Raw genomic sequence first — 11,419 nt, 5'->3', positions numbered from 1 at the left:
CTAAAGCTCCAGCACCCGCCGGTAACTCAGCGGCCCACGCCCATCGCGCAGGCCCAACCGCAGTTCAAGTCCGGTGGCCGGCAGCACCTCGCCCTCGCTCGGCAACACGGCCCATCCCGTTCCTGGCTGCCAGGCCCGCACCTCGAACCGCTGCACCTCGCGCGCCACAGCGATGCCATTCGACAGTTCCGGCGCCGGCAATGGGTACCGGTCCGTAGCCGCACCACTGGCCCGCCACAGCGTGCTGCCCTGGCGCCACCAGCGTACCCGTTGCCAGTGCAGTCCATCACTGCCGACACTGCGGGTGATCTCCAGGGCGAAGCTCCCATCCGGATGCCGCTCGCTTACCAGCGAAGGAGGCAGCAGCCGCTGCGGTTGATCGGCCGGGCGCACTGCACCATTCATCAGCGCATCGTCGGTACGCATCTCGATATCGCGCTGGAACTGCTGAAGCACGCGCAGCGCAGTCGTGGTTTCCGCATCAGCCTGGCGCAGACGCTGGTCGCTGTTGGCCACGCTGTCGAGCGCCCGCCAGCAGATCAGTGCCAGTACGCCCATGATGGTGATCGCAATCATCACCTCGATCAGGGTGAAACCGCGCACGGCTCGCGTCATTGCGCGGCCGTCCATGGCAACTGCATCCGCGCCAGCGACTGCCGGGGAGCATCCTCGGCAACCACACTCAGTTCCAGCTGCGGCTGGCCGTCGCTGCCCGTGCCCAGATGCTGAAGCACCAGGAAGCTGCCGCGCCCCTGCACACAGCGCTGCCGGGCATCCTGCGGCGCCTGTCCGCTCAGGCGCAGTTCCTGCCAGCGATCCTGCGCGCACAACAGTGCCAGGCGACGGTCACGCAGCCGTGACTGGTCGTCGGTCGCCACTGCCACCGAGCGCATCATCGCCGCCAGTGCAATCGATACGATCGCCAATGCGATCAGCACTTCGATCAGGGTGAATCCGCGCGCCGCCTGCTTCATTGCACGACCTGCAACTGTCCGCTGCCATCATCACGAAGACGCAGTTTGCGACCCTCCAGCGACAATCCAAGCTCCCAGGAGATACCGATCCACTCCGGGCTCAGCTCAATGGGGTTGGCGGGCTGCACCGCAATGCCCGTTGCCTGCCACTTCTGCGGACGCAGCAGATCGTCGTGTTCAACGGTCACCCAGCGGCTGCCTTCGCGGCGGCTGAATCGATAGCCGTTGGCGTCGGCCTGCCAACGCAGGGGGCGGCCATCGATGCGCGCCTCATCGCGTGCCACCTGCAGGCGCTGCGCCAATCTCTCGGCCTCCTGTCGCAGCTGCCGACCCGGATCAAGCAGGCTGCCCAGGCCCAGCCCGATTCCGGCCGTGCAGATGCCGATGATCACCAGCACCACCATCAGTTCCAGCAGGGTGAAACCACGCGGCACGCGGTGCATCGACGTTGCCTCCTGTCCGGGTCGATAGCTGCCAGCGTAGGCCCGCATGATGAAACAAAAGCGTCAGCCACAGCTGCTAGCGTAGGCGAACACGAACGTGGCGGTGGTGCGGAACATGGATGGCAGGCGCTGGGATCGCAATCGCATACTGACCCTGCTGGCGGCGACGCTGCTGCTGGCCGTGGTGGCCTATTGGAGTGTCACCCTGTCAGCGGTGGCGCCAGCGGCCGCGGCCAGCGAGGCGAAGGCCGTGGCGCCGGTACGGCCGATGTTCGATGCAGTGGCCAGCCTGCCGCTGGTGCGGCTGTTGTCCCCCGGTGCAGTGCAGACCGAGGTGGTGGTGCTGGGCGTGATGGCCGGTGACCATGCGCCATTGGCCCTGCTCTCGGTGGATGGACGCCCGGCGGAAGCGTATGCGCCCGGCCAACGGCTCGGACCTTGCACCGTGCTGGCCAGCATCAGTGCCAGCGCGGTGGAACTGAACCAGGCCGGGCAATCGCGCAGCTTGCCGGTGCCTGAGCTGCCGCCGGTGCCGACCGATGGCATCGTGCCGGCCGCACTGTAGAGCCGAGCCTACGCTCGGCTGCGCCTGGAAGAACAGTCGAGCATGGCTCGACGCTACAAAACCCTGCCGAGCTTGGGCTTGGAACCGCGGCTGCGCAGGCTCAGCGCGCCGGGCGCTGCGGTACCACCGAACGACCAAAGGCGTCGCCCATGCGCTGTCGTGTGCCTTCCAGGTTGTACTGCATCAGCTGGTTTCCGGGCTGCCGCATCAGGCGTTCGGCCTCCGGTAGCGCCGGTGATTTCGCTGCTTTCGATGCCGGCGCAAGTTTGCGCTGCAGGCAGTCCCAGGCCGGAATGCGCTCGCCGTTGACCTGTACTTCGATGCAGGGCGCGGCGTCTTCCTGCTTCTTCGCCTCGCCGGCGCGAAGCGGGGCCAACACCAGCAGCAACGCAAGGGTGAGGGCAGCGCGCAGCTCCATTATCAATGATTCACGCATCTCGAATCTCCCGCAGCAATCGACGTTCTGCAATGAAGACGTGTGGCGAAGGCAGGGTCCGCCTGCGTGCGTTGCGGCGCTGTCAAAAGATGACAGTGCTGTCACAAAACTGTTGGCGGTTTTGACGCGACGTACACGTCCTGTTGGTAGACCCACGCGCCGCTCCCTGGCCACTCCCTTCGATACGACGCGATGCCTTCGATGAATCCTGTTCCGTGCCGAGCCGTCCGCCTTCCCTTGCGCCTGCATCCACTGGTGCTGGCCCTGGCCGCGATGCCGCTGCCATTGTTCGCGCAGGAGGCGGCGCCTGCGCCCAGCGTGAACATCAATGAATACATCGTGCGCGGCAATACCGTGCTCGATCCGCGCCAGATCGAGCGCGCGGTCGAGCCCTTCCTCGGCCCGGGAAAGACCCTGGCCGATGTCGAGAAGGCACGCGATGCCGTCAGTGCGCTGTACCAGCAGGCGGGCTACCAGTCGGTCTACGTGGAGCTGCCCGAGCAGCAGGTCAGTGGAGGCGTGGTGTTGCTGAAGGTACAGCAGACACCGATCGGCCAGCTGCGGGTCGTGGGGACGAAGCACGAATCGCCCGAGCGCATCCGCGAACGCGTGCCGGCACTGGCGGAAGGCAAGGTGCCGGACTTCGACCAGGCCCAGAAAGAACTGACCGCGCTGAATGAGGGCGGACGACGCCAGGTGATGCCGCTGGTGCGCGAAGGCCAGGTGCCGGGCACGATGGATGTGGACCTGCAGGTCGAAGAGAAGTCGCCGTGGCGTGCCAGCGCGTCACTCAACAACGACCACAGCGCCGACACCGAGAAGCTGCGCCTGAGTGCATCGCTGGCCTACGACAACCTGTGGAAGCGCGGGCACAGCGCCAACATCGGCGTGTATCTGTCACCGGAAGACACCAAACAGGCCAAGGTGTTCTCGGCCTCGTACACGATGCCGTTTGAAGGTACCCCATGGAGCCTGGAAGCGTCTGGCTACAAGTCCGACAGCCGCGTGTTGAATGCCGGCGGGCAGGTCGGTACCGGCACCGGTACCAATGTGATCGGCAACGGCCATTCGATCGGCCTCAAGCTCAACTACCGCCTGGCCGGCAGCAGCCAGTGGTGGCGCCAGCTCAGCCTCGGTGTGGATTTCAAGGACACCGAGGAAGACACGCAGATGGGCAAGGACAGCCTGAAGACACCGCTGAAGTACGCGCCGATCACCCTGGCCTTCGTCGGCGTGCGCCAGGGCGAGCAGGATCAGCTGAGCATCAATACCCAGCTGGTGGCCGGTACCCGCCGCCTGTTCGGTTACGGCAGTGATGCCACCGCGTTCGGGCAGAAGCGCTACTGGGCCGACCCGAGCTTCGTGGCCTTCAAGGCTGACGTGGCCAACACCCACACCTTCAGCAATGACTGGCAGTGGTATGCGCGTGGCTCGCTGCAGGCAACCGATGCGCCGCTGGTGTCGGCCGAGCAGTTCGCCGCCGGTGGCATGTACACCGTGCGTGGCTACCTGTCGGCCGAGGCGATCGGCGACTACGGCGGCCTGGCCAGCCTGGAATGGCGCACGCCTGCGTGGTCGCTGTGGAGCGGCACCGACCTGCGTGTCTACAGCTTTGCCGACGCGGCCTACCTGCGCCTGCGCCAGCCGCTGCCTGAGCAGCGTGACAAGTACAACCTGGCCTCGGTGGGCCTGGGCGCGCAGCTGCGCCTGGGCGAACACCTGCAACTGCGCCTGGACTACGCCTGGCCCTATGCCGACGGCCCGGTCACGCGCAAGGACGATCCGCGCCTGCATTTCAACATCAGCACCAGTTACTGACCCTTCCCTTGAACATGCGTTCTCCGGAGACCCTTCGCATGGACCGTTTGCTTTCCCGAGTGTTGTTGCTGCTGGCCGCGCTGGTTGCGCTGCCGGCCGCTGCGGCCGATGCCAATTGGTGGCAGGCCGAATGGAAGTACCGCAAGCCGATCACCGTCGACGCCGGCCCGCAGGGCGCGGGCCTGGCCGGTGACCCGGGCCGCACGCCGCTGCTGCTGCGCCTGCATACCGGCAACTTCGGTTTCGACGGCACCCAGGACGCGGGCAACGATCTGCGCTTCGTCTCGGGTGATGGCCGCACCGTGCTGGCCCACCAGATCGAGCAGTTCGATCCCAAGCTGGGCCTGGCCCTGGTCTGGGTGGACGTGCCGGCGATCAGCGCTGCGGCAGCGCAGACGATCTGGATGTATTACGGCAACGAGAAGGCCCCTGCCAGCGGCAATGGCCAGCAGGTGTTCGACCCGGACTACACGCTGGTTTACCACTTCGCCGAGGCCAATGCGCCGGCCCGCGACACCACCGCTTATGGCAACAATGCCGGTGCCGTGGCGCCCCCTTCGGAAGGCTCGGTGATCGGCCGCGGCGTTCAGCTGGGCGCAGGCCCGCTGCCGCTGCCGGCCAGCGCATCGCTCGCACAGGAGGGGGGCGCGCCGCTCACCGTTTCAGCTTGGATCAAGCCGGGCAGCAACAATGCGGCTCAGGCGATCTACGCGCGTCGCGACGGCGCGTCCGAGCTGATGCTGGGCATCGAGAACCGTGTGCCGTTCGTGCAGCTCAATGGCCAGCGCAGCACGCCGGCGCAGCCGATTCCGGAAGGGCAGTGGGCCCATGTTGCACTGACTGCAGAGAAGGGTGCTTTGCAGCTGTACCTCAATGGGCGCGTAGTTGCCCAGCTGAGCGGCGAGCTGCCGGCGCTGACCACTGCGCCGGTGGTCGGCGCCGATGCGCCGGGCGCGGTGCAGCCGCTCGCCAATTTCGAGGGCGCGCTGGATGAGCTGCGTATCTCGCGCGTGGCACGCCCGGCGGCACTGCTGCTGGCCGATGCCACCGCACAGGGCGCCGACTCGCGCCTGATCAGTTATGGCGCCGACGAGCAGTCGGCCGGGCAGAGCCACTTCGCCTTCATCCTCAAGGCGATGCCGTTCGACGCCTGGGTGGTGGTCGCCATCCTCGGCCTGATGATGCTGCTGTCGTGGGCGATCATGATTGCCAAGGGACGCCACTTCGGCCGTACCAGCAAGGCCAATGCGGTGTTCATCGAGAGCTTCGGCAAGCTGTCCGGCGTGCCGCTGCGCACCCTGTCCGACATGGACCGCCAGGGAAAGGCACCGACCGCGATGCATGACGGTTCGTTGTGGCGCATCTACCAGGTGGCCATCGATGAAATGCAGCAGCGCCACCAGCGCGACGGCAACAGTGGTTACCTCAGTGGCGCCACCATTGCGGCGATCCGCGCCTCGATGGATGCGGTCATGGTGCGCGAGCAGGAGGCGATGGCGCGGCGCATGAACTGGCTGTCGACCACCATCGAAGGCGCGCCGTACGTGGGCCTGTTCGGTACCGTGATCGGCATCATGCTGGTGTTCGTGGTGGCGGCGATGGCCGGTGCGGTGGACATCAACTCGGTGGCACCGGGCATGGCCGCGGCGCTGCTGTGTACCGCAGCCGGCCTCGGCGTCGCGATCCCGGCGCTGTTCGGCTACAACTACCTGGGCGCACGCGCCGAGGCGATCGGCGCGGACATGGCGGTGTTCATCGACGAGTTCGCCGCACGCCTGGCCGAAGAGCAGGACGGGCGCGGCCCGGCCGCGGTCCAGGGCTGAGGGGCGCGCCATGGGCCATAAGGCGAAGTTCGGCATCAAGAAGCGCGAGAAGGGCATCAACGTGACGCCCTTCGTCGACGTGCTGCTGGTGGTGCTGGTGATCTTCATCCTGACCAGCAACGCCTCCATCCCCGGCATCGAGGTCAACCTTCCGAAGGCCAGCAACAGCGTCGCGCTGGAGAAGCCGAAGACCAAGGCGATCACCATCGACCCCAGCGGCCAGGTGTTCCTGGATGCCTACCCGGTGACGATGGCCGAGCTGGAAGACCGGCTGCGCACCGAGCGCGCGACCACGCCGGATTTCCCGGTGATCGTGCGCGGTGATGCGCAGGTGCAGTACGCCCGCGTGGTCGAGGTGCTGGACCTGCTGCGACGGCTGGAGCTGGCCCAGGTCGGCCTGGTCACCGGCAAGGCGCAGGGCTGAGGCATGACGGCCCATCAACCCCCTCGGCCGGAGCCCGGCATGCGCGGTCGCCAGTTGCTGGTGACCGTCGCGCTGGTGCTGGCCGCGTTGCTTGTGCTCGGCATCGCCGTGTGGTGGATGCTGTTCAAGGACACCGCCAGCACCCGCCGGCCGGTGGTGCAGCCACCGATGCTGGCGCTGCCACCACCCCCTCCGCCGCCTCCGCCGCCGCCGGAAAAGCCGCCGGAACCGGAGACGCCGCCGGAAGAGACCATTCCCGAGCCGGAGCCGCTGGATCAGCCGACGCCGGCGGAAGAGCCGACGCCGACCCCGGACAACGCCGACCCGGTAACGATGAATGCCGATGCGCAGGCCGGTGGCGACAACTTCGGCATCCAGTCCGGCAGTGGCGGCGGTTCGTCCGGCGTCGGCCGTGGCGGCGCCGGCAATGCCACCTATGGGCGCTACCTCGGCTATCTGATGCAGCAGGCGATCTCGCGCGACGACAAGGTCAAGCGCCTGGCGTTCCAGCTGCAGGTGAATGTGTGGCTGTCCAACGATGGCCGCCTGGAAAAGGTCGAGCTGGTGCGCGGCAGTGGCAACGAGGAGGCCGACGCGGCCGTGCTCGATGCGCTGCGACGCATCGGCAAGGTCGACCAGGCACCGCCGCCGTCGCTCGATTTCCCCGCCCGCGTGCTGATCCAGGGCCGCCGGCCCGGGGCCTGACTCCGACTTCCGTGATTTCCCTTCTTTCGATGAGAACCGTGATGAACGACCACGTCCGCGCACGAACCGACTCCCGCTGCCCGCGGCCGGCCCGACGGGCGCTGCTGTGCTGCGCCGTGCTGCTCAGCCTGGCCGCCCCGGCCGGCGCGATGGCTGCCGAAACCACCATGGTCAAGCTGATCAAGGGCCTGATCGCCAGCGGTGCGCTGAAGCCCGAAGACGGCCAGGCATTATTGGTGCAGGCCGAGGCTGAAGCAGCCGCCGCATCGCGCACCGCGGCCACCGCAGCTTCGGCCGCCAGCGGTGGTGTGGCCCTGGAAGCCGGCGACGTGCGCGTGCCCTACGTGCCGCAGAGCGTGCGCGACGGCATTCGTAACGAAGTGCGCCAGGACGTGATGGCGCAGGCCAAGTCCGAGGGCTGGGCGGCACCGAACGAAGTGGCCGAGTGGACCAAACGCATCAAGGTTACCGGTGACATGCGTGTGCGCAGCGAGTCGCGCTTCTACTCCGAGCGCAACAGCGACATCGTGAGCAACTGGGCGTCGATCAACTCCGGCAACGGCTTCGACACCAACACCAATACCAACCTGCAGTTGCCGCCGTTGCTGAACACCCGACAGGACCGTCGCAACCTGTGGCGCATCCGTGCCCGCCTGGGCATCGAGGCAACCATCGGCCAGCACACCACGGCCGGCGTGCGCCTGGCCAGCGGCAGCAGCAACGGCCCGGTGTCCACCACCGAGCAGCTGGGCGGTGGCCTGAGCAAGAAGGACGTGTGGCTGGACCAGGCCTGGCTGGCCTACAGCCCGGCCGACTGGGTGACGGTGCGCGGCGGTCGCTTCGGCAATCCGTTCTGGACCAGCGACACGCTGTTCTCCAACGACCTCAACTTCGATGGCCTGGCCGCCAACCTGCAGTACGACTTCGACGGCGGTGACCTCGGCCTGTTCGGCAATCTGGCGGTGGTACCGCTGGAGTACACCTCCGACAGTGCACCCAGCCAGAGTCGGGTCAAGACCCCGAACGAAAACAAGTGGCTGTCCGGTGCACAGGTGGGCGTGAACTGGCGCTTCAACGACGACAATGCGCTGCGTGCCGCGTTGGGCTACTACGACTTCAAGAACATCAGCGGCCGCCTGTCCTCACCGTGCGCCCTGTACGCGGGTGCGGTGGGCTGTGACACAGACTGGTCGCGTCCGGCGTTCATGCAGAAGGGCAACACCCTGATGCTGATCCGCGACATCGCGCGCAATCCGCTGGACCCGGCCAATACGCCCACCCCGCAGTACGTCGGCCTGGCCTCGGCCTTCCGCCTGGCCACGCTGAACCTGCGCTGGGACACGCAGCTGGCACAGGGCATCGGTCTGCGCCTGGACGGCGATTACATCCGCAACATGGCCTACGACAAGCAGGCCATGTTCAGCCGCGCCAACAACGGCATCGTCAACAACTATGGCGCCGGTGGCACCGCCAGCATCGATACCTTCCGCAGCGGTGACACGGCGTGGATGGTGCAGGCCACCTTCGGTGCGACCGAGCTGAAGGAGAAGGGCCAGTGGCAGGCGCTGCTGGGCTACAAGCACATCGAGGCCGATGCGCTGCCCGACGCCTACAACGATCCGAATTTCCACCTCGGTGGCACCAACGCCCGCGGCTACTACGTGGGCGGTGCCTACGCGCTGGACGCGCGCAGCTGGATCAGCGGCAAGTGGATGGCGGCCAAGGAAGTGTCTGGCGCGCCGCTGTCGATCGACGTGTTCCAGCTGGAGTTCAATACCGGATTCTGAGTGGCGGCGTGATGCGGATCACGTAGTGCGTGGCGGGGGCGCAGCGATGCGCCCGTCTAAGGAAAGGAGACCACGCGTTGTTCAAAAGGAGGAGTGGATGAGCCGTCGCAAGCTGTTCGAGAGTCCCGAACCGTCCAGCCAGGTGCTGGGTGTTGGACCGGCCTATGTTTCAGTGGAGGGCCTGCGCCAGCACCTGGCCGAGTTCCTGCTGTATGCGGGCCGGCCGGTGGTGATCATGCGCGGTCGCAGCGAAGTGGGCTATTTCCTGCCGGCGCGCTGCTGGCGCCAGCGCGACGATGATCCGCTGGCGGCCGCCGCCGCCGACCAGCTGCTGGATGCGGCCGGCTTCCAGGCCGAAGACATCCAGCAGGTGGAGCAGGAATTCAACGCGATGCGCCAGCGCACCGTGCTGCATTCACGGCGCTGAGCGGAATGTAGAGCCGAGCCCACGCTCGGCTGCATGCTGCGGAGCCGAGCATGGGCTCGGCTCTACAGTAGATCCACGCCAGGCGTGGATGGGGTTACGCTGCAGCCCCACGCTCACTGGTGATCCGCGCACCCTCACGCATCACCAGCGTGACCGGGGTCTTCTCCACCACCTCCAGCAAACGCTGCCACTGCGCATCGCTCAGCTCGGCGCTGGCATGCAGCACGCGGTGCACATGGAAGCGTCCGTCCGCGTCACGCTCCGAGCGCAGCTCGGCATGGAACTCGCCCAGTTCCCAGCCCTTGCGCTGCGCATACATGCGCAGGGTGATGGCGGTACATGCCGCCAGCGAGGCCAGGTACAGGTCGAATGGTGCGAAGCCCTTGCCCTGGCCACCCAGCGAGGCGGGCTCGTCCGCATCCACATCGAAGCTGCCATTGCTGACGTGATGCAGGTAGTTGTCGGCGGTCGAAACAATGCGTGCGTAGGCCATCAGGTTCTCCATCTGCCTGTAGAGTCGAGCCATGCTCGACTGCTTCAAAAGGCGGCGCAGGCCATGAACCCGCGCCGCCACGTAATCACTCGGTACGATCGTACGAGAACTGGATGCCCGCCGTACCACCGGTTTCAATGAAGAGGTTCATGAAGGCCGGCACCGTTTCCGAGCGGGCCCAGTCGCGCTGCAGCTCACAGAACAGCTGCGGCACGCTGATCAGCTGGCCACCGGCCTGTTCGATGCGGCGCAGCGCGGCATCGTGCGCGGCCAGCGAGGTGCCGCCGACGGCGTCGACCACCACATACACCTCATAGCCTTCCTTCAACGCATCCAAGGCCGGGAAAGTCAGGCACGCCTCGGTCCACAGCGCGGTCATGATCAGCTTGCGGCGGCCGGTGGCTTCCACCGCCTTGCGGAACTCGACGTCCTCCCAGGAATTGATGGTGGTGCGATCGTAGGTAGGGTAGTCGCCCAGAACCTTGCGCAGCTGTGGAATCGGCGGCTTGTTCAGGCCGGTCTTGACGTTCACCGTTGAATGCACGATCGGCAGCCCGTAGGCCACCGCGGCCCTGGCGGTGCCGACGATGTTGTTGATCAGCAATTGGCGGTCCATCGAGGCGATGGAGTTCACCTGCACTGGCTGGTAGTCGATGATGATGAAGGCGGAATTCTGCGGGGTCAGCAGGTGGTCGCTGGCTGGGTCGCGGATCGGTTCACTGGACATGGGGGGTCTCCTGTTCGAGGGCGTGCCGGCGATCGGCCGGCACCGGGGGCAGCTCAGCTGCGCTGCGAATCCAGCTGTTCATGGTTCTTCTGCACGTCCTGGGCCTTCAGGTAGCTTTCGATCAGCAGCTGGTAGTTCGGGAAGATCTTCGTGTAGACCTCGGCCCACTGCTGGGCATCGTCGCGGTTCCAGCTGCGCTGGATCTCCGAGGCGACCGCGGCAGTGTCCATCGGCACCACGCCGGCCTGCACCACGCGGGCCAGGGTGATCTCCTCGGCCATCTTCGAGTAGGTGCCCGACGCGTCGATGACCGCGAACACCTGGTAGCCATCGGCGACGGCGGCGATCGACGGGAAGGCCATGCACACGCTGGTGATGGTGCCGGCAATGATCAGCTGCCTGCGGCCGGTGGCCTTCACCGCAGCAACGAATTCCGGGTTGTCCCAGGCGTTGATCTCACCTTTGCGCGCCACGTACTGGGCATGCGGGGCGGCGTCGTGGATCTCCGGGATCAGCGGGCCGTTCGGCCCCTGCGGAACCGAGGCGGTGGTGATCACCGGCATCTTTGCCAGCGTGGCCATCTTCGCCAGCGCGGTGGCGTGGGCACGCACGCTGGTGAACGGCATGTCACCGATGGTCTGGAACAGGCCACTCTGGTGGTCGATCAGCAGCATCGCGGCATTGTCCGGATCGATCACCGGGCGGGCACCGTTGAAGTTGGCGGGGGTACTCATGGTCAGTCTCCTGGAAAAAGTGGGCGATGGCCCGGAGGGTGCGGCGGGCCAGTGCCCGCCGCC

Annotated in this window: 14 protein-coding genes; 7 read left to right on the top strand and 7 right to left on the bottom strand. The window is 66.6% G+C overall.

Annotation, left to right across the window (positions count from 1 at the left end; genetic code table 11):
• The 3 genes from AC13FN_RS09685 to gspH are packed head-to-tail and all read right to left on the bottom strand — an operon-like array spanning position 1 to position 1,417.
• Positions 1-615 carry a prepilin-type N-terminal cleavage/methylation domain-containing protein gene (locus AC13FN_RS09685; RefSeq protein ID WP_049437552.1) on the bottom strand — a complete coding sequence of 205 codons (615 nt, stop codon included), beginning with the start codon at positions 613-615 and terminating at the stop codon, positions 1-3.
• Positions 612-974, bottom strand: a complete 363-nt coding sequence (gspI, locus tag AC13FN_RS09680; RefSeq protein ID WP_049437550.1) for a type II secretion system minor pseudopilin GspI — start codon at positions 972-974, stop codon at positions 612-614. Before gspI ends, AC13FN_RS09685 begins: the two co-directional genes overlap by 4 nt.
• A complete protein-coding gene (gene gspH, locus AC13FN_RS09675; protein WP_049437548.1) occupies positions 971-1,417 on the bottom strand; it encodes a type II secretion system minor pseudopilin GspH in 447 nt (148 codons plus the stop codon). The genes gspI and gspH overlap by 4 nt, the downstream gene beginning before the upstream one ends.
• A 115-nt stretch (positions 1,418-1,532) precedes the next feature.
• Here gspH and AC13FN_RS09670 point away from each other — a divergent pair, with 115 nt between their 5' ends.
• The gene (locus AC13FN_RS09670) at positions 1,533-1,982 is read left to right on the top strand and encodes a general secretion pathway protein (RefSeq protein ID WP_049437547.1); all 450 of its coding nucleotides are present in this window, start codon (positions 1,533-1,535) and stop codon (positions 1,980-1,982) included.
• A 100-nt stretch (positions 1,983-2,082) separates the two neighbouring features.
• Here the strand turns inward: AC13FN_RS09670 and AC13FN_RS09665 are convergent, their stop codons facing one another.
• Positions 2,083-2,418: a hypothetical protein gene (locus tag AC13FN_RS09665; RefSeq protein WP_049437546.1), complete on the bottom strand. Its 336-nt coding sequence runs from the start codon at positions 2,416-2,418 to the stop codon at positions 2,083-2,085.
• Between the two features lie 201 nt (positions 2,419-2,619).
• Here AC13FN_RS09665 and AC13FN_RS09660 point away from each other — a divergent pair, with 201 nt between their 5' ends.
• From AC13FN_RS09660 to AC13FN_RS09635, 6 genes are all read left to right on the top strand, one after another.
• On the top strand, positions 2,620-4,236 hold the full coding sequence (locus AC13FN_RS09660; RefSeq protein WP_482984688.1) for a ShlB/FhaC/HecB family hemolysin secretion/activation protein: 1,617 nt from the start codon (positions 2,620-2,622) through the stop codon (positions 4,234-4,236).
• Positions 4,237-4,274: 38 nt separating this feature from the next.
• Positions 4,275-6,059 (top strand): DUF2341 domain-containing protein, encoded by a 1,785-nt coding sequence (locus AC13FN_RS09655; protein WP_049437542.1) that lies wholly within the window; start codon positions 4,275-4,277, stop codon positions 6,057-6,059.
• Positions 6,060-6,069: 10 nt separating this feature from the next.
• On the top strand, positions 6,070-6,483 hold the full coding sequence (locus AC13FN_RS09650) for an ExbD/TolR family protein (protein WP_049437540.1): 414 nt from the start codon (positions 6,070-6,072) through the stop codon (positions 6,481-6,483).
• 39 nt (positions 6,484-6,522) lie between these two features.
• Entirely contained in the window at positions 6,523-7,188 is a 666-nt protein-coding gene (gene tolA, locus AC13FN_RS09645; RefSeq protein ID WP_010485357.1) for a cell envelope integrity protein TolA, read from the top strand.
• A gap of 41 nt (positions 7,189-7,229) precedes the next feature.
• Positions 7,230-8,975 (top strand): putative porin, encoded by a 1,746-nt coding sequence (locus AC13FN_RS09640; RefSeq protein WP_482984689.1) that lies wholly within the window; start codon positions 7,230-7,232, stop codon positions 8,973-8,975.
• Positions 8,976-9,072: 97 nt separating this feature from the next.
• A complete protein-coding gene (locus AC13FN_RS09635) occupies positions 9,073-9,402 on the top strand; it encodes a hypothetical protein (RefSeq protein WP_019337758.1) in 330 nt (109 codons plus the stop codon).
• 94 nt (positions 9,403-9,496) lie between these two features.
• Here AC13FN_RS09635 and AC13FN_RS09630 read toward each other — a convergent pair whose 3' ends face one another.
• The 3 genes from AC13FN_RS09630 to AC13FN_RS09620 all read right to left on the bottom strand — a co-directional run bounded on the left by AC13FN_RS09630 (position 9,497) and on the right by AC13FN_RS09620 (position 11,356).
• On the bottom strand, positions 9,497-9,895 hold the full coding sequence (locus AC13FN_RS09630) for an OsmC family protein (protein ID WP_049437787.1): 399 nt from the start codon (positions 9,893-9,895) through the stop codon (positions 9,497-9,499).
• A gap of 85 nt (positions 9,896-9,980) precedes the next feature.
• On the bottom strand, positions 9,981-10,622 hold the full coding sequence (locus AC13FN_RS09625) for a hydrolase (protein WP_049437537.1): 642 nt from the start codon (positions 10,620-10,622) through the stop codon (positions 9,981-9,983).
• Between the two features lie 53 nt (positions 10,623-10,675).
• Positions 10,676-11,356, bottom strand: coding sequence for a hydrolase (locus tag AC13FN_RS09620; protein WP_049437536.1), 681 nt, complete (start codon positions 11,354-11,356; stop codon positions 10,676-10,678).
• Positions 11,357-11,419: the final 63 nt, after the last annotated feature.

It is taken from the genome of Stenotrophomonas sp. 115C5 (assembly GCF_056861055.1).
The sequence above is the reverse complement of the archived record's forward strand: the minus strand, read 5'-3'. Positions and strand labels throughout refer to the sequence as shown.